Here is an 18,715-nt window from a genome sequence, read left to right as displayed (position 1 = left end):
ATCCGAAAAACTTTCTTTTATTATACATAAATTTTCCGAAAAAGAAAGTTTTTTTAAGAAAAACCAGAACGAAAAAAATTGGCGTACACAGCTGTCCTGTTTTCTCATCTTCCGTTCGGTAATGCTTTTAATCCATTCAGCAGTTCTTCAAACGCCGATGTCAAAAATAAATCACTCCGGTAGATGAATGATATATTCATATCCCGAAAATGTTCAGGGAGCTCATGAAGAAAAAGATTTTTCCTGTTTTGAAAATAACGGACGGCTGATGCAGGCAGAAAGGAAACCCCCATCCCCGCCTGCACCGCCCCAATAATGGCTTCCAACGTACCGAATTCAATGATTTTATGTGCGGGCACTGCCTCTTCTTTCAGTATGTTTTTTATTTTGCGGCGGTGCGAACAGCCCGCGGCAAAATAAAGAATCGGATCTCGCAACAAGTCTTGCAAACTGCCTTCCCGCTTATTTGAGACCAAGACCAATTCTTCTTGAAATACAGCGACTTGCTCAAGATCTTCGTATTCGACCGGTCCATAAACAAAAGCGCCGTCCAGCTCATAGTGTAAGACGCGCTGCACTAAGGTATGTGTATCACCGGTTGACAGAGACAGCTGTACTTTCGCGTAACGGCTGCAATACTCCGTGAAAAATTGAGGGAGATGGACGGCTGCCGCCGTTTCAAGAGAACCGATTCGAAGCGGGCCGTTCGGATCGCCTGCCTCTTGCGCCGTTTTTTGCGCCTCATGCAGCAATTGAAGGATTCTGTCTGCGTCTTTTAATAAGTTTTCACCTGCGGGCGTCAGCGTCATCCCCCGATTTGTGCGGTAAAAAAGCTGTGTTTGCAATTGCCGTTCCAGCTGCTGAATCCGGTTTGTCACATTTGATTGAACATAATGCAGGCTTTCTGCCGCCTTTGAAATACTTCCTTTGCGGGCGACAGCCTGAAAAATCTTTAAGTCTCCGCTTTCCATGTAAGGGCACCTTCTTGCTATGATTTTTATTGATAGCCGGCTATCAATTTTCATTTGTTTACTGCAGCTGATACAGCCTGTAAAATCTTTCTCATCAATCATAAAGGAGAGAAGAATGACGAATGCTCTTATCATACACGAAAATGGCTTTGATTTCAGGCAGGCACCTGACAAACGGCCGGGGAACGGCGAAGTAAAAATAAAGCTGAAAACAGCCGGATTAAACCATCGTGATTTGTTTTTAATGAAAAAACACGAAACCGGAAACCATGAATTTACTCTCGGTTCAGACGGCGCGGGAATCGTAACCGAAATAGGACATGGCGTCCGGTCTCATTTACTGCATGCAGAAGTCATCATCAACCCGGTGCTGAATTGGAAGACTGTTGAGGACGTACCAGCCGTCCCTGATATTTTAGGAGGTCCGAGCGACGGAACATTTTCACCTTATGTCATTGTTCCTGCGGAAAATGCCGTTTTAAAACCGGAACACCTGACTTGGGAGGAAGCGGGCGTGCTGCCGTTATCAGCATTAACCGCTTATCGCGCCTTATTTACAAAAGGACAATTAAAAAAAGGCGAACACCTTATCCTTCCGGGCATCGGAAGCGGCGTGGCAACATATGCCTTATTAATGGCAAAAGCTATCGGAGCGACAGTCAGCGTCACTTCCCGCAGCGAAAACAAAAAACAAACCGCACTGTCATACGGTGCAGACCGGGCGATTGACAGCTACGGTGACTGGAATGAGGCGCTGAATGGCGAAAAAGCAGATATCATACTTGACGGTGTAGGCCCCGCCTTGTTTCAACACTATCTTGACATTATGAAACCGAATGGCCGGATCGTAACATTTGGCGCCAGTTCAGGCGATCAGCTCGGATTTCCTATTCGTTCGCTGTTTTTTCCGCAGATTCATATTCTCGGTACATCAATGGGAAGCAATGAGGAATTCGCGGATATTCTGGAATTGATAAACCGCTGCGGCATCCGTCCCATTATCGACCGCATGTACCCTCTCAGTGAAGCAGCTGCCGCTTTTAACAGAATGCGGGAAGGACGGCAGTTCGGCAATATCGGCTTTCGTATAGATGTCTAAAAAAGAGGAGCGGACCCGTCCGTTTCCTTATTTGTTTATGAGTTTTTCCGCTCTGACATACTCTTGATAGGCTTCTTTCAAATAAACAAAAAAGTGTTTACCCCCGGCTTTTAAAACTTTTCGATGATAGAGCCACACGACGGGTAAAGTGCCCGTCAATAAAATAAAGCGGGAAAACACAGCACACGTATTGGTGATCTTTAAGCGGCGCCGGCCGAACTTGTGCAGTGCTTCCGCTTGAAATTCAATATGTTTTTCTTCATCAATTAAAATCTGCCCGCAAATTGATCGCAGACACACAGAGCCCGTCACGTTTTTTAAGGCGTCATAATAAACGGCGGCGATGATTTCCGCCGTCAGCAGCACCGTGATCGACTGCTCAAGGCTTGCAAATCGTCTCAGTCTGCGGAAGATTTGATCAACCCAATGCTTTTTCAGCTTTGGGATATTGTGCCGGTTCATGAATATTTCCAATTCACCCGCATGCCTTTGTTCTTCCTGAATAAATAAAATCAGCGCTTCCAGATAACTTTTGTCAGCACAATCCTTTAAGAAACGTTTTGCAGCAGCTATCAAAAACAGACCTTCTGAACTTTCGCCGATTTGAAACTGCTGAACTGAAGAACAAATAACGCGGCGCTCAGTTTCAGAAAGCTGATCATATTTACAGTTCAGTTCCTTGACTGCTGATTGATTTCTACGAAAATAATCTCTCCACTCTGTAAAACAAAATTCCATTTGTGATCCTCCATTCCCATCACGTTACCCTTATATGACCAATACAGGAAGAAGGAGGTTTCATTTCAATACGAAAAACCGGCTGATCCCAGCCGGTTTTATAAATAAACCCCTTTATTTACGGTAAAACAGTGCTCCCCATTAAATAACTGTCGACTTCGCGCGCTGCTTCCCGGCCTTCATTAATCGCCCATACAATCAGGCTTTGGCCCCTTCTCGCATCCCCTGCGGCGAAAACACCGTCAACATTCGTTTTATAATCCCCATATGCCGCCTGAATTTTATGATTTGCCGAATCGACACCGAACTGTTTCAATAATGGCTGTTCTGTCCCTTCAAAACCGATGGCGATGAACACCAGCTGAGCAGGCCATACTTTTTCTGTACCGGGCAGTTCATGAAATTCATACTTTCCGAATTCGTTTCTGACTTTTTCCATTTGAATGGTGTGAATCTCTTGTAAGCGGCCCTGCTTATCGGCCACCATTTTTGTCGTCTGAATTGAATATTCTCTCGGGTCTTTGCCGAACTTTGCCTGCGCTTCTTCATAGGCGTATTCAAGGGTAAAGACGTGCGGCTGTTCAGGCCACATATTGTCGTTCGTGCGCGTTTGAGGAAGTTTAGGATGTTTCCCGAACTGATGCACGCTGCGCGCTTTTTGACGCAGCGCGGTTGCCACGCAATCAGCTCCTGTGTCTCCTCCGCCGATTACGATGACGTCTTTCCCTTTAGCGTCTATAAATTGTTTGTCTTTGAAGTTGGAATCTAAATAGCTTTTCGTCGCCAGTGTTAAATAGTCCATCGCATAATGGACGCCTTTTGCTTCCCGGCCTTCAATCAGCAGATTGCGCTGCTTTTGGGCGCCTGTGCACAAAATGACGGCATCAAATTGTTCTTTCAGTTCATCTGCCGTTATGTCAACGCCGATTTCGGTATTTGTTACAAAATCTATACCTTCCTGCGTCAAAAGCTTTATACGGCGTTCGACGACATTTTTCTCAAGCTTCATGCTCGGAATGCCGTACATCAGCAGGCCGCCGGCTCTGTCAGCACGCTCATAGACCGTTACGGAATGACCGGCTTGGTTCAGCTGATCAGCGCTTGCCAGACCTGCCGGGCCTGAACCGACGACAGCGACTTTTTTACCTGTGCGTTTCGCTGGAATTCTCGGCTGTATCCATCCATTTTCAAAACCTTTGTCAATGATCGTCCGCTCGATGTTTTTAATTGAAACAGCCGGATCTGAAATGGCCAGCGTACAAGATCCTTCACAAGGAGCGGGACAGACCCGCCCTGTGAATTCAGGAAAGTTATTCGTTTTCAGAAGACGCTCCAAGGCTTCTTTCCAGCGCCCCCGATAGACGAGGTCATTCCACTCCGGTATCAGATTATAAATCGGGCAGCCGGAGGTAAAACCGTTGATATCAGCGCCGATTTGGCAAAACGGTGTGCCGCAATCCATACACCGCGCCCCCTGCCGCTTTGACGCTTCATCTGAAAATGGAGCCGAATACTCTTTCCAATCCTTTAAGCGAGTGAGAGGGTCCCGCTCAGCCGGTTTTTCTCGTTTTTCTTCCATGAATCCAGTTGGTTTCCCCATGTTCCTCTCCCCTTTCTTACTGTACTACCGCTTGTTTATGGTCTTTGGCAGGCGTTTGGTGAACCTTTGTATTGGCTTCAAAAGCATACATAATTGCGTCTTCTTCTGATAAACCCGCCGCTTTTTGTTCTTCGATGCTGAGGAGCATTTGTTTATAGTTTTTCGGAATGACTTTGATAAAGGTTTCTGCGGCTTTTTCCCAATTGTCCAGGAGATCTGCGGCTTTTTTGCTGTTTGTCAGCGCCGCGTGCCGTTTGACCATTTCTTGCACTTCTTTGATCTCAGCCTCATCCGTCAGCTTCTCAAATGAAATCATTTCCATGTTGCATTTGCGTTTAAATGCTTTGGCATCATCACTCAGGACGTATGCGATACCGCCTGACATTCCCGCCCCGAAGTTTTTGCCGACTTCCCCGAGGACGACAACCCGGCCGCCTGTCATGTATTCACAGCCGTGGTCTCCGATACCTTCTACAACGACATTGACTCCGCTGTTACGGACTGCAAAACGTTCACCGGCGCGCCCGTTAATGTACGCTTCCCCGCTTGTTGCTCCGTAAAATGCGACGTTCCCGATAATAACGTTATCGTGTGTTTCACAATTGAAGGCATCAGGCGCTTTCACGATGATTTTTCCGCCTGAAAGCCCTTTGCCTACGTAGTCATTTGAATCCCCGTTCAAATGAAGCGTCATCCCCTTAGGGACAAATGCTCCGAAACTCTGTCCGGCTGATCCGGTAAAATGAAGTCTGATCGTATCATCCGGCAGGCCTTCCGCTCCGTAGCGTTTAGAAATTTCACTTCCCGTCACGGTTCCGGCTACGCGATTTGTATTATTGATCTTGATTTCAGCTTCCGCTTCCTGACCGGCTTCAATTGCAGCCTGCACCGCCGGAAGAATAACCGTCATATCAAGCGACTCGTCGATTTTATGGTTTTGCGCCGTACGGAAAGTACGTACGCCTTCAGGCTGGTACAGCAGTGTGGATAAATCAAGCTGGCCCGCTTTCCAATGCGCTTTCGCACGTTCACTGACATGAAGAACGTCTGTCCGTCCGATCATTTCATCAAGCGTCTTAAAGCCTAATTGCGCCATATATTCACGCACTTCTTCTGCGACAAACAGCATGTAATTTACGATATGGTCAGGATCGCCCATGAATTTCTTGCGGAGCTCCGGATTTTGCGTCGCGACACCTACAGGACATGTATCTAAATGGCAGGCGCGCATCATGACACAGCCGAGAACGACAAGCGGCGCTGTAGCAAAGCCGAATTCCTCCGCACCGAGCAAGGCGGCCATCACGACATCTCGGCCTGTCATCAGCTTACCGTCCGTTTCCAATACCACGCGATCCCGTAAACCGTTCAGCATCAGCGTTTGGTGAGCTTCTGCAAGACCAAGCTCCCACGGAAGACCCGTATGTTTAATACTTGTTTTCGGCGACGCGCCCGTTCCGCCATCGTAGCCGCTGATGACGATGACATCCGCAGTGCCTTTTGCCACACCGGCCGCAATTGTGCCGACACCGGCTTTTGACACGAGCTTGACGCTGATACGCGCGCTCCGATTTGCATTTTTCAAATCATGAATCAGCTGCGCCAAATCTTCAATTGAATAAATATCATGGTGAGGAGGCGGTGAGATCAGCCCTACACCTGGTGTAGAACCGCGGACATCCGCGACCCAAGGATATACCTTGTTGCCCGGAAGCTGACCGCCTTCTCCCGGCTTCGCCCCTTGCGCCATTTTGATCTGCAATTCATCCGCATTGACGAGATAATGGCTCTTTACGCCGAAACGGCCGGAAGCGATCTGTTTAATCGCACTTCTTCTGTCGTCGCCATTTTCATCCGGAACGAAACGTTTCGGGTCCTCGCCGCCTTCTCCGCTGTTGCTTTTTCCTCCAAGCCTGTTCATCGCTATCGCTAAAGCCTCATGGGCTTCCTTGCTTAATGAACCGAATGACATCGCTCCTGTTTTAAAACGTTTCACGATGGACGCAGCTGATTCAACTTCCTCTAATTTTAAAGGCTTGCGGTCTTCTTTGAAGGCGAACAGATTGCGTAAAAATCCGATTCGTTCTTCATCCGCTGCATGAGAATACTGCTTAAACAGGCTGTAATCATTTTTGCGGCAGGCCCATTGCAGAGTATGGATGGTTTTCGGGTTAAAAGCGTGGTGCTCTCCCCCGTTCCGCCATTGGAATTCACTTCCCGGATCAAGAGTTTGGCTGTAATCATCCTTGTACGCCGCTTGGTGGCGCTTCTTCGCTTCTTGCGCAATCGTCTCGATATCGATTCCGCCAAGCTGAGATGCAGTACCGCTAAAGTATTTGGCAATAACGTCTTCACCGATGCCGACCGCTTCAAAAATTTGGGCGCCCCTGTAACTTTGCACAGTTGAAATTCCCATTTTTGACATCACTTTCACGACGCCTTCTGTTACGCTCTTTCCGTATTTGCTGACAGCTTCTTCATACGGAATATCAAGCCGGCCTTCATCGATTTCCTGCTTATACGTAGCGTAAGTCAAATACGGATTGACAGCATCGGCACCATATCCGATGAGAGCCGCAAAGTGATGAACTTCACGCGCTTCCCCGGATTCAACGATAATGCTTGCTTTTGTTCGCAGACCTTGGCGGATCAAATGCTGATGCAGCGCACTGACGGCCAAAAGCGGCGGAATCGGCGTCAACTCTTTACTCATTGCCCTGTCAGATAAAATTAACAGAGATACACCTTCCTTGATCGCTTTTTCCGCCTGCTGAAACAAATCCTTCAGGCCTTTTTCCAGGTCATCGGAAAACAGCGTGCGGATGTTCTGGCTCTTAATGTCAGGGTGCACAAGTGTTTTCAGCGCATAAAACTGTTCGTTTGATAATACAGGAGTATACAATTTTATGCGGCGTGCATTTCTTTCACTCGGATGCAGCAGATCGCCTTCAGCTCCGAGCCATGTCACCGTGGAGGTCACAAGCTGCTCGCGGATCGCGTCAATCGGCGGGTTTGTGACTTGGGCAAACAGCTGTTTAAAGTAATGAAACAGTGATTGGGCGCGATCGGATAAAACGGCGAGCGGCGAATCATTTCCCATAGAGCCGAGCGGGTCCTTGCCTTCTTTAATAACAGGAATTAAATACTTCTGAATATCTTCATACGTATAGCCAAACGCTTTTTGACGGACGAGAAGATCATCGAATTGTTCCTCTTCCCGGGTTTCCGGGTCAGGATTCACTTGAACCAATTCTTCTTCAAGCCATTTTTGATAAGGGAATTCATTGGCAATTTCTGTTTTCACTTCTTCATCTGAAATAATCCGGCCTTCCTCTAAGTCAATGAGCAGCATTTTTCCGGGCTCCAGACGTTTTTTATGAAGAATGTTCTCCTGCTCTACTTCAATAACGCCGACCTCAGATGAGAAAATAATATGGTCATCTTTTGTCACATAGTAACGTGCCGGACGCAGACCGTTACGGTCAAGGATGGCGCCGATTTGTTTTCCGTCCGTAAACGAAATGGCGGTCGGCCCGTCCCACGGCTCCATTAAAGAGCTGTGATATTCATAAAAAGCCCGTTTCGCTTTAGACATGTGAGTATTTTCCGTCCATGGTTCCGGAATCAGCATCATTGCCGTATGTGCCGGTTTCCGCCCCGCCATCACGAAAAATTCAAACGCATTATCAAGAATGGATGAGTCACTGCCCTCAGCATTTAAAATCGGCAGCACTTTGTGAAGATCGTCTCCGAAGCTTTCTGAAACGAACTGCTGCTCCCTCGCTCTCATCCAATTGATGTTGCCCCGGAGCGTATTGATTTCTCCGTTATGAATCAGATAGCGGTTCGGATGGGCACGTTCCCAAGTAGGAAAGGTATTTGTGCTGAATCTTGAATGCACGAGTGAAAATGCAGATACGAAGGTTTCATCCTGCAAATCCAAATAAAAAGCGTCAACCTGCTCAGGCGTTAACAACCCTTTATAAACAATAGTCTGGCTTGACAAGCTTGCGAAGTAAAAATCAAGCTGTTCTTGAACGCCCCAATTTTCCGCCTGCTTCCGGATGACATACAGTTTGCGTTCAAAAGCAAGGCTGTCTTTCAAATCGTTTGCGGCGCCGATGAATACTTGACGCACATACGGGCAAGTACTTTGTGCCACTGTTCCGATTTTTCCGACATTTACAGGGACGGTTCTCCAGCCGAGAACGATCTGTCCTTCCTGCTCAATGAATGCATTCACCTGTTTTTCGATCTTTTTTCTTTCCTCTTCATTTTGCGAGAAAAAGACCATTCCTACCCCGTAACGGCCTTTTTCCGGCAGTCTCATTTCTCCGCACTCTTTCTTAAAAAAAGCATCAGGGATCTGAACCATCAGGCCGGCGCCGTCACCCGTATTCGGATCACTGCCCTGTCCTCCTCTGTGATCCAGCTGGCAAAGCATCTTCAGTCCTTTTTTGACAATGTCATGTGAAGGTTTCCCTTTTAAATGGGCATACAAGCCGATTCCGCATGCATCGTGCTCAAATTCCGGACGGTAGAGACCTTGTGCTTTCGGCATTTGATTGTAAGTCATAATTCCTCTCCCCCGATCAGTTTCCGTTAATTATCGGTCATAAAATCTGACAACTTTAAATTAATTGTAAGTTTTCAAAACAATATAAACAATATATAATTTAGATCAAATACATCTCAAAATGAGATAGATAGGTGTGAACGCAATGGAATTACGCCAGCTTCGGTATTTTATGGAGGTAGCAGAACGGGAACATGTGTCAGAAGCGGCTGATCATCTGCATGTCGCACAATCCGCCATCAGCAGGCAGATTGCAAATCTTGAAGAAGAGCTGAAAGTCACTTTATTTGAACGGGAAGGCAGAAATATTAAATTAACGCCGATCGGCAAACAATTTTTAGAACATGTTAAAACGGCGATGAAAGCAATTGATTACGCGAAGGAACAAATTGATGAATATCTTGATCCGAATCGCGGAACCGTCAAAATAGGATTTCCGACGAGCCTTGCAAGCCAGCTTTTGCCGACGGTGATTTCGGCATTTAAAGAGGAATACCCGAACGTTGAGTTTTTGCTCCGCCAGGGGTCTTATAAGTTTTTAATTGAAGCCGTAAGAAACAGGGATATAGATGCGGCGCTGCTCGGCCCCGTTCCGACGGAATTCCCCGACATAACAGGCCATATCTTATTCACGGAAAAGATTTACGCGCTTGTTCCGCTGCATCATCCGCTTGCCAAACAGAAAAATATTCATTTAATTGATCTGCGCGGCGACCAATTCGTTTTATTTCCTGAAGGGTTTATTCTCCGAAACATGGCGATTGACGCTTGCAGACAGGCCGGCTTTGCGCCGCTTGTATCGACGGAGGGCGAGGATTTAGATGCCATTAAAGGATTAGTCTCCGCGGGGATGGGAGTGACTTTATTACCTGAAAGCACCTTTGCAGAAACCACACCCCGGTTCACGGTCAAAATTCCGATTGAATTTCCTCAAGTGAAGCGCACCGTAGGCATTATTAAACCAAAAGGAAGGGAACTGGCTCCGTCTGCAAATGATTTCTATCATTTTGTCATTCAATTTTTCTCCAAACTTGAACAATATCAATAAAAAACAAACCCGAGCTTCAAAACGAAGCCTCGGGCTTTTTCATATTTTTATAGATCTTTCTCAGCCGATCGGAATGGATAGTTCAACGTGGCAGACAAATGCTTCCGGATCAATGACTGATTGATCGCCCTGTTTATGCGGCGTTTCTTTAAATGTCTTCAGCTGGGCTGAGGAATAGTTGACGATGCCGAGTCCGAGCTCTTCTCCCTGCTGATCAAGCAGCCTGACAACCGCTCCGCTGCTGAATCTGCCCTTAATCTGCTCGATGTCCTGCGGTGACAGCTCCATATTTCCGTTCGCGACATCGCGGCTGCTTTCTTTTTCCATCACAATTTCACCTTCGGGGCCGGAATTAAATGCAAGCCATTGTTCTTTGTGGTTTAACGGCAGGGTTCCTTCCGCTTCAAAATAAGTTCCTTCAGCCGCCTCATCTACCGCTTGAAGCAGAATGTCCGGAATGTTAGCCTGCCCGAGAAAGCCTTTAATACCGGAGGCCATCACAATTTTAAAAGCATCCAGTTTCGAACGCATTCCGCCGGTTCCCATTTCACTCCCGGCATCTCCCGCGCTTGCTTCTATTTCCGGAGTGATGTCACTTACATGTCTGATTCTTTTCGCTTTCGGGTTGCTGCGCGGATTATCATCATATAAACCGTCAATGTCTGATAAAATCACAAGCATGTCGGCATCAATTAAACCTGCCACCTTCGCTGCGAGTGTATCGTTATCTCCGAATTTCAGCCGGTTGACTGTGACCGTGTCATTTTCATTAATAATCGGAATAATGCCTCGTTCCAAAAGGACGTTCATCGTATTGCGGACATTATGGTAGCGGCATTCATCGGAAAAATCGCTTCTTGTAATTAATATTTGTGATGCGACATAACCGTGCGCTAAAAACAGCTTTGAATAAGCCTCCATTAATAATCCCTGCCCGATGGAAGCAGAAGCCTGTTTTTCAGGGAGGCTTTCCGGTTTCTGAATAAATCCGAGCTTCCGATAACCTGCCGCCACTGCGCCGGAAGATACTAAAATCACTTCATAGCCGCTGTCTTTCAGCTGTGCGATTTGATCCACCAATGCTTCCAGCTTTCTTCTGCTGATTTCCCCGTGCAGGCTCGTCAGTGAGCTGCTGCCGATTTTCACCGCGACTCTTTTGATCTTCGTCCGAGACGTCACTGTATCACTCCTGTTTTTTAACGATTATAGTGCTGCCGTTTTTTCAATTGTTTTGCTGATCTCAATAGAACGTTCGGTCGCGTGTTTAATGGCTTTGGCAATGGCTTCTCCGCCGCCTTCTGACCTGAGCGCATCGAGGCCGGCTTCCGTCGTGCCGTTTGGAGAAGTGATGTTTTCCCGAAGCACATCCGGTTTTTCACCCGTTTCCATCAGCATTTTAGCTGCGCCCAATAACGTTTGCGCGCCGATTTTGCGGGACAGCCGTTTGTCTAAGCCGGCTTCTTCACCTGCTTTTTCAATAAACTCCATTAAATAATAAAAGTACGCCGGTCCGCTGCCTGCGATGCCGGTGAAAATATCCATCTGATCTTCCTTGATCACGTATACTTCCCCGAGGCATTCCAAAAGGGATACCGCGGTTTTTGCTGAACCGTAAGAGACATGGTCTCCGAAAGCCGCAGCTGTTGCCGATTCGCCGATCATGCTGGATGTGTTCGGCATCACTCTTACAACCGGCTGACGGTCATGTAATGATTGTTGTATAAATGAGGTTGTTATGCCTGCCAGAACAGACAGGATAATTTGATGAGGTTGAATACGCCGTTTCAGCGTAGCAAGAGCGATTTCAGCATCCTTCGGTTTCATGGCTAAAATAAAGACATCAATGTCTTCGGTTTTCATGCTGTCAAAAGCAATGCCTTGAATTCCGTATTGATGTTCCAATTCAGCGAGTCGCTCTGTATTGCGGCGGTTTGTCACGCAGATGTTTTGGTTGGGAATTTTTTTTGCGCGGACCATGCCTGATATCATTCCTTCAGCCATTGATCCTGCTCCGATAAAAGCAACTTTCTTTTGATCTAAGATCGGTAACATCTCCCTTGTTCGTATTTTGTTCGTATTTTTCACACGTTTTTTATGTTACCACTTCAGGAGTCGATGTCAAGTTTGAAGGTTTTATTGATATGTATTGTTCCGAGCCTGTTATTATGTATAATGAATCACAGAACAAACCTTACAAACCTTTTGAGCCCGGGAGGCCGGGTGCGTTCCGGCCGGATTTAAAAATTATCTGAAATGGCTTTTTCTATCAGCTTTTTGCAGCGGTCAAGCTCTGTCTTCAGCTGTTTTTTGTAAAGCTTCGCAGCTTCATAGTCTTTAAATTGATAGAGAACGACTTCCTGGAGTTTGGCTCCCTCTTTTTTCACTTTTACTTGCTTTAAAATCCCGTCATCCAAAAGTTCGTGAAGTGAACGGTACACCTCGGTATGATTCGGCTTAAAACCGATGGGTTTAAATTCCGAACGCAGCACCTCGAGAAGCTTCAGTCCGTAAAGCCGTTCCTGCTCTGTCATTGTAATCATGTAAAGCTTTAAAAAAGCTCTTTGTTTCACTAAAAAACCGGTTGAACTTCTTTTTTCTTCTTTCAATATGTGCACACCCTTCCTTCTAACAAATTATTCCATGTACTAAATATTCTCTTTATATCTCGTTTTTCCTTTTTATCGTTCGGACAGTTTGATTTGTATTAATTTGTTTTTTGGAGAGCGAGGAAAAATAATTTTAATGAACATTTGGTACATAGTTTATTTAGTTTAATTATAACTGATATCGGTTTCTTTTTCACTCTTTTTTCTGCAAAAACGGATCTTTATGCCTATTTATTCGGGTTGCGGAAGCAAAAAAAAGACCCGTCACGAAGACAGGTCCCCTTTTGTTTAAGGATTGGTAGACCACAAACCGGCAGTTTTGATGAAAATGCGCGGATGTAATTTCAATTGAGCAACCATATATTCTGCAAGATCCTCAGGCTGCATGACTTTTTCCGGATTGCCGTCTGTCAAATTTAATTCAATAGACATGTCGCTGGCAACCGTGCTCGGAGTCATTGCGCTGACACGGATATTGTGTTTTCTGACTTCCTGCATGAGAGATTCAGTCAGACCGAGAACGGCAAATTTAGAAGCGCTGTACGCACTTGTCGCCGCGGCGCCTCTTTGGCCCGCCGTAGAAGAAATATTAATGATATCTCCTGATTTTCTCTCAATCATTTCAGGAAGAACGGCGCGTGTCACGTGGTATACACCCATTACATTAACTTGAATGATGTCTTCCCACTCTTCAGGCGTAAGATCCAAAAATCCGCCGAATTTGCTGATTCCGGCATTGTTAATCAAGATGTCAATCTCACCGAGTTCTTCTTTAATAGAGGAGACGGCTTGCTCAACCTCTTTTTGGTTTTTTACATCGGCAGCAGCGAATGATGCCTTTACACCAAGGGCTTTCACTTCTTCCGCAACCTTTTCGACATTTGCTTCTGTGCGGCCGATTAAACCGATATTGACTCCTTCTTTGGCTAAAGCGATAGCGGCGGCGCGGCCGATTCCTCTGCCCGCACCCGTGATAAGAGCCGTTTTGTTTTGTAAGCTTTCCACGTCTTTCACCCTTTCTGAATGTCCTTATGTACGATTTCACATTATAAGCAGAAAAAAAACAATTAGCAAATAAAATGATTCAACACGATCCCTAAAGGGTATCAACTGAAAAAAAGGAGTGAAAAGAAGATGATCATCATTTTGTATATCAGTGCTGCCGTTGCGGCTGCCGCATTAATTTATGCAGCCGTATCCGCCGTGCATTTTAAAAGAAACACAGCGCCTGATATAAAGAAGATTAACGCCGCGACAGCGTCCATGCAGACGGCCGTTGATGAAATCAAAACAGAAACCGATCTGTTATCGCAAAAGCAGAAAGAACTGCAGGAAGATTTTCTCACTAAAAAAACAGCCGTGCAAACGACGGCGGCCGAAGTTAAAGGAACGCCTCACGTCTTAAAAATGCTCTGGAACGCCGGTAAAAGTGATGTATGAGCCTGCATGTCATCCGACGTTTTTGATGACACTAAGAGAAACCGGCGGATTCAAGGAGGCATAACATGATTTGCGATCGTGAGCGGCTTGCGCGTTTTTTGCAGCAGCTTAAAGCACTATCATATTCGGGAGAATTTACAAAATCGGATTTGCTGACTCCGGCTTTCCATTTAGCCAAGGACGGAGATCTGGATTTGTATTATTCGCCTCATAATGAATATATTAACCCTCATGCAGTCGTTGCCATTTCCGGAATCACACCCGGTTTTTTTCAAATGCAGCTGGCTTACAAAAAAGCGGCACAGCTTTTAAAAGATGGCGAAACTCTTGAAACGATAGCGTATGAAACAAAAAAAGCGGCCGGACTTTCCGGTTCAATGAGACAGAACATCATCGAAATGCTTAATGAATGCGGTCTGCCGGCCGCGCTTCACGTTGAGGATTCATCCCGGTTATTTGATTCAAAACGGGAGCTTCTTCATACAACGTCCGTTATCAAACACCCTGTTTTTTATAAACAGAAAAACTATACGGGACATCGGCCGGCAATCAGCAGATCAGCTCTTCTCAGCCGTTACGCGCTGAGATGTTTTCCGGATGAAATAGAAATGATAGAAAAGGACATTCTGCTTATCCCTCTCGGTAAAGCAGCAGAATCAGCCTGCCGCATGCTGAAGAAGAACGGCAGAATGGGTCATGCGGTCATTCTGGAAGGCTTCCCGCATCCGTCCGGAGCAAACGGACATCGTTTCAAACAATTTCACGAAAACAAACAATCGTTACGTGAACAAATTCAGCGCTTTGCCGGGTTTCTTCAGCAGCTGTAAAAAACGCCCCGAATTTTCGGGGCGCTGCTGTTAAGAAGCGTATTCAGGCAATGCTTTATTGTGTTTTGCCGTTTTCTCTTCAGGTATTTTGATTTGATTTGTCAAGATTGCACTTACGAAATAGAGCGCTGCGAAAATCCATACAACGCCTTGTGCGCCGACAAGTCCGATGAACGCCCAGGCAAGCGCGGGGCCGACAAATGCCGACAGTCCCGCAGCCAGATTTAACACAGACATGGCAGCACCTTTATCGCTGCCGGCCGCCGTCGGCACGATAGCCCCGACCGGAACGAACCCGGCGAGGAGCCCTCCCCATATAAAACCGACAATGCTGACGAAAAGCAAGTTCCCATGTGATACAACAGGTGCATAATATAATAAAAGAGTAAAAATGCCGCAGCCCACTCCCCCGAACCACATGACAGTCTTTTTCCAGCCGAAGGCATCGCCGACTGCGCCGAAGATTAAGTTAAAGACGATATTTCCGAGAAAGATCGTTCCCCAAATTTGAAGCCATACATTTGTAGAAATGCCGTGCTGCGCCATATGCATCGGGAGGAATACCGGAAATCCGTATGTTCCGATGCTGTTAATGATCCGAATGATCCCCCCAGAGAGCACGCGCGGATTTACAGCAAGGATGGTGATTCCCTTCATTAATTCCTGCGCCTTTTCCCGCTTATCTGCCTTTTTCTTTTCAAAGCGGTCCCTATTTAAAATCAAAGCAAAAAACGCGCCGAGGCAGACCCAGAAAATTGAACTCCACAGTGTATTCAAATAGCCGAAGGATTTGATGGCCCAGCTTGAATACCAAGCACCGAATACAAACATCCCGCAGCAATATGCAATCCAGAACCAGCCGACCGCCGTACTGAGCCTGTTTTTCGGCGACCGGTAAATCACCCATGTCAAAAATGAATAGGCAAACAGCGGATAACCCAGCCCTTTAATAAAATACGTGACATACATCACCGGCAAATTAAGATTTTCAAATCCGTATGCGATAAACGCGGCTGTTCCGATCACGTAAAACAACAGCCCCATAAACATCGTCCGCTTTGCGCCGAAGGCTTCGAGGCAGACCCCTGAAAACCAAGACGCCACAGCGAGAGAAATACCGTAAACCGTAAACAGGGATGCTGATTGCTGTACCGTCAAGCCGTTTTCAACTAAAAACGGGCTGAGCCAGCCTTGTTCAAGGCCGTCCCCCATCATAAACAGCACGACCCCCAAAAATCCCCAGGCGAGCTGTTTCGGAATTCCTATTTTATTAAGCATTTTTGTTCCTCCTCAGCAATCTTTCATGTTGTCATCTCATCCCCAAGTCAGGCTTTCACCGCCGGCTGAAAATGAGTAAATAATTCTTGCGTATGTTTCCATTCTTCATATAGGAAGAGATCCGTCTGATCCGCTTCCGGCTCAATTACCTTTGTGCTGCTCGAAAGCTCTGCTTTCACACCGAGAGCTTCGTTGCAAATCATCGCCGCTCCCATTGCGGATGCCTGGCTGAACCCCTCTCTCTTATAGATTTTCTTTTGCAGAAGGTTAGCAAGAAACTGCGTCAAAGCATCACTTTGGAAACCGCCGCCGCACACCTTCACATAATCTTGTGAAAAGGAAGCCACCTCTGTTAACGCCTCATAGTTCCATTTGATTGAAAAAGCGATTTCCAGCAGTGCGGCTTTGCCAAAATGGGCTCTGCTTAAGTTTTGGGACAGCGGAGCGTCAAAAATAAATCCGCCTTTTGCCAGTGCGTTTTTCTCAGGCGATAAATAGGAGCCTAACGCAGAAATACAAGCATGATCGTGTTTCGGCAGACTTGCGATTTCCCGTTCCATGACGCCGTAGGATTCATTCGGATAAAAAATGGATTTTAATTTTTGATAATTGAGTCCTGTTACACCCGGATTCGTTTCAAGAAGCCATTGACCTTCTTCTGTATGGCAATTCAGCCATGCATTCTTTAAACTTTCGGTTCCGGTCTCCGCTGTTATCTTTGTAATCGGCGTCGTCGTGCCGGATACGATGACGATATCTCCCGGCTTTGCATCTGCACTTTTGATGGCAAGCTGTGTGTCTCCCCCGCCTGCAATCACAGGCACTCTTTCAGATAGACCGAGAACCGCCGCTTTCTTAAACGTTAACATTCCGACAACCGTCCCAGATCGGACGAGTGAAGGAAGAATGGCAGAAGGCACACCGAAGATGTTGCATAATTTCTCTGACCACGCCTTTTTCCTTACGTCAAACAGCAGTGTTTCAGCAGCCTGTGACGGTTCATAGCTCAAAATGCCGCTCAGCTCAAATGTCACCCAGTCACTGATGCTTGTGATGTACTTCACTTCTTTCCATAAAGACGGCTGTCTAGCTTTTAATCCGACAAGTTTCATGGCGGAAAATAAAGCGCTCGGAAGACGTCCGGTTTGCTGATGCACTTCTTCTTTTGCCTCAATCCCGTCTTCCCATTCACGGCCTCTGTTATCAATGTTGGGCAGACCGAGAAATGCCTTTTTATCTTTATTGATCAGAACAATTCCCTGCCTCTGGCTTGTTGAGGTGATTCCGATTAATGTAATATGAGGGCTTTTGGCAATAACCTTCCTTGCCATAGCACTGATTTGCGTCCATAGCCCTTCCGGTGAGAAATATCGTCCGTCCGGATAAAGCGGATCCGTCACATATTCAATGTCTTCCCTTTCAAGCGCGGTCACTTCACCGCCGGCTGTCACGACCGCGACTCGCGCATTCCCCGTTCCGATGTCAAATACAAGGTAGCCTTTTTGTTCAGCCATTACAGCCTCCTCCTTCCGTTTCAAGTTCTCTTTTGTTATAAAGTTCACGTATTGAACAGGTTTGATCTTGTTTCCATTTGAAAAGCGCTCCATTTAAAATCTTCACATGATGATCCTCCACTTCAAACGTTGCGCCCGCTAAATGGGGAGTCGCTAACACATTCGGCAAAGAGATCAATTCATAATCAGAAGATTCAGGCGGTTCGTGATAAAACACGTCAAGGATCGCTCCCTTAATCCGCCGTTCTTTCAGCACCCGCAGCAGCTCTTCCCTGTCTGTAACCGCCGCTCTTGACGTATTGACAAAAACAGCTTCCTGTTTCATCAATTGAAAGTGCCGGGCGCCGATAAGGCCGATGGTTTCTTCTGTGCGCGGCAAGTGAACGGAAACAATATCACTTTCAGAAAATACCCGTTCAATCGTCGTTTTTTCATACTCCCGGTTTTCATGACGGACAAATGGGTCATAGTAAAGCACCTTGCAGTCAAAAGCGGCCAATAGCCGGGCGATTCTCTGTCCGACAGCTCCGAAACCGATAATACCGACTGTTTTCCCCGTCAGCTCATTTCCTCTGAATTTGACGTAAGCCTGCAAATAATCACCATTCCACTTCCCGTCCTTCAGCCACTGATGGGAAGAATACGTATGACGCAAAAATGAAATCACATTTCCGATAAACATTTCAGCAACAGCCTGGGCATTGCGGGCCGGTGTAAAGAAAACGGGGATTTTTCTTTTAGTCGCCGCCGCAATATTCACATTAGACGGCATTCCTCGGCAGACACCGATAAAAGCGGTATCGGGCAATATGTCAATAACACGCTCAGACACCTCATCAAGTTCAGTAATAAGCCCCGACGCGTTTGTCTCTTGAATCATTCGGATCAATTCATCTTCCCGATAGGCCCGGCCGTGCTTCTTCCACGGCCGGTGCACAGTCCGGCCGAACAGCTCAGTCAGCTCCTTCAGCCCCTCGTCGTGATATGGTGCGGTAATTAAAACCGTCATGGTGCAAAA

At 46.5% G+C, this 18,715-nt stretch carries 15 protein-coding genes; 4 read left to right on the top strand and 11 right to left on the bottom strand.

What is annotated here, in order from left to right; translation table 11 throughout:
* Positions 1 to 104: 104 nt before the first annotated feature.
* Complete coding sequence (locus tag CXL14_RS13735) at positions 105 to 971, bottom strand: LysR family transcriptional regulator (RefSeq protein ID WP_053285515.1); 867 nt, start codon at positions 969 to 971, stop codon at positions 105 to 107.
* A 115-nt stretch (positions 972 to 1,086) separates the two neighbouring features.
* Between CXL14_RS13735 and CXL14_RS13730 the strand changes: the two genes are divergently transcribed.
* The gene (locus CXL14_RS13730; RefSeq protein WP_053285514.1) at positions 1,087 to 2,070 is read left to right on the top strand and encodes a zinc-binding dehydrogenase; all 984 of its coding nucleotides are present in this window, start codon (positions 1,087 to 1,089) and stop codon (positions 2,068 to 2,070) included.
* Between the two features lie 27 nt (positions 2,071 to 2,097).
* On the opposite strand, the gene CXL14_RS13725 is transcribed toward CXL14_RS13730, so the two are convergent.
* The 3 genes from CXL14_RS13725 to gltB all read right to left on the bottom strand — a co-directional run bounded on the left by CXL14_RS13725 (position 2,098) and on the right by gltB (position 8,984).
* Positions 2,098 to 2,808 (bottom strand): hypothetical protein, encoded by a 711-nt coding sequence (locus tag CXL14_RS13725; RefSeq protein ID WP_053285513.1) that lies wholly within the window; start codon positions 2,806 to 2,808, stop codon positions 2,098 to 2,100.
* A 118-nt stretch (positions 2,809 to 2,926) separates the two neighbouring features.
* Positions 2,927 to 4,408 (bottom strand): glutamate synthase small subunit, encoded by a 1,482-nt coding sequence (gltD, locus tag CXL14_RS13720; protein ID WP_003153838.1) that lies wholly within the window; start codon positions 4,406 to 4,408, stop codon positions 2,927 to 2,929.
* Positions 4,409 to 4,424: 16 nt separating this feature from the next.
* Positions 4,425 to 8,984 carry a glutamate synthase large subunit gene (gene gltB / locus CXL14_RS13715; RefSeq protein WP_101287843.1) on the bottom strand — a complete coding sequence of 1,520 codons (4,560 nt, stop codon included), beginning with the start codon at positions 8,982 to 8,984 and terminating at the stop codon, positions 4,425 to 4,427.
* Between the two features lie 145 nt (positions 8,985 to 9,129).
* Between gltB and CXL14_RS13710 the strand changes: the two genes are divergently transcribed.
* Positions 9,130 to 10,032 carry a glutamate biosynthesis transcriptional regulator GltC gene (locus CXL14_RS13710; RefSeq protein ID WP_014418086.1) on the top strand — a complete coding sequence of 301 codons (903 nt, stop codon included), beginning with the start codon at positions 9,130 to 9,132 and terminating at the stop codon, positions 10,030 to 10,032.
* Between the two features lie 60 nt (positions 10,033 to 10,092).
* On the opposite strand, the gene proB is transcribed toward CXL14_RS13710, so the two are convergent.
* The 4 genes from proB to CXL14_RS13690 all read right to left on the bottom strand — a co-directional run bounded on the left by proB (position 10,093) and on the right by CXL14_RS13690 (position 13,643).
* Positions 10,093 to 11,211, bottom strand: a complete 1,119-nt coding sequence (proB, locus tag CXL14_RS13705) for a glutamate 5-kinase (protein WP_029974622.1) — start codon at positions 11,209 to 11,211, stop codon at positions 10,093 to 10,095.
* A 24-nt stretch (positions 11,212 to 11,235) separates the two neighbouring features.
* Positions 11,236 to 12,084, bottom strand: coding sequence for a pyrroline-5-carboxylate reductase (gene proC, locus CXL14_RS13700; RefSeq protein WP_014418088.1), 849 nt, complete (start codon positions 12,082 to 12,084; stop codon positions 11,236 to 11,238).
* 185 nt (positions 12,085 to 12,269) lie between these two features.
* Positions 12,270 to 12,638, bottom strand: a complete 369-nt coding sequence (rtp, locus tag CXL14_RS13695; protein ID WP_003153833.1) for a replication termination protein — start codon at positions 12,636 to 12,638, stop codon at positions 12,270 to 12,272.
* Positions 12,639 to 12,926: 288 nt separating this feature from the next.
* Positions 12,927 to 13,643, bottom strand: coding sequence for a 3-ketoacyl-ACP reductase (locus CXL14_RS13690; protein WP_007407344.1), 717 nt, complete (start codon positions 13,641 to 13,643; stop codon positions 12,927 to 12,929).
* Between the two features lie 129 nt (positions 13,644 to 13,772).
* Here CXL14_RS13690 and CXL14_RS13685 point away from each other — a divergent pair, with 129 nt between their 5' ends.
* Together CXL14_RS13685 and CXL14_RS13680 are read left to right on the top strand one after the other, a co-directional pair.
* Entirely contained in the window at positions 13,773 to 14,078 is a 306-nt protein-coding gene (locus CXL14_RS13685) for a DUF948 domain-containing protein (protein WP_014418090.1), read from the top strand.
* 65 nt (positions 14,079 to 14,143) lie between these two features.
* On the top strand, positions 14,144 to 14,905 hold the full coding sequence (locus CXL14_RS13680; RefSeq protein WP_021494175.1) for a hypothetical protein: 762 nt from the start codon (positions 14,144 to 14,146) through the stop codon (positions 14,903 to 14,905).
* 30 nt (positions 14,906 to 14,935) lie between these two features.
* On the opposite strand, the gene CXL14_RS13675 is transcribed toward CXL14_RS13680, so the two are convergent.
* The 3 genes from CXL14_RS13675 to CXL14_RS13665 are packed head-to-tail and all read right to left on the bottom strand — an operon-like array spanning position 14,936 to position 18,706.
* Positions 14,936 to 16,183 (bottom strand): RbtT/DalT/CsbX family MFS transporter, encoded by a 1,248-nt coding sequence (locus CXL14_RS13675; protein WP_025650370.1) that lies wholly within the window; start codon positions 16,181 to 16,183, stop codon positions 14,936 to 14,938.
* Between the two features lie 47 nt (positions 16,184 to 16,230).
* Positions 16,231 to 17,697: an FGGY-family carbohydrate kinase gene (locus CXL14_RS13670; RefSeq protein WP_088056479.1), complete on the bottom strand. Its 1,467-nt coding sequence runs from the start codon at positions 17,695 to 17,697 to the stop codon at positions 16,231 to 16,233.
* Positions 17,690 to 18,706: a 2-hydroxyacid dehydrogenase gene (locus tag CXL14_RS13665; RefSeq protein WP_029974615.1), complete on the bottom strand. Its 1,017-nt coding sequence runs from the start codon at positions 18,704 to 18,706 to the stop codon at positions 17,690 to 17,692. Before CXL14_RS13665 ends, CXL14_RS13670 begins: the two co-directional genes overlap by 8 nt.
* Positions 18,707 to 18,715 lie beyond the last annotated feature (9 nt).

It is taken from the genome of Bacillus sp. SJ-10, assembly GCF_002843505.1.
Taxonomy (GTDB): domain Bacteria; phylum Bacillota; class Bacilli; order Bacillales; family Bacillaceae; genus Bacillus; species Bacillus velezensis.
This window is presented reverse-complemented; position numbering and strand designations above follow the sequence as displayed.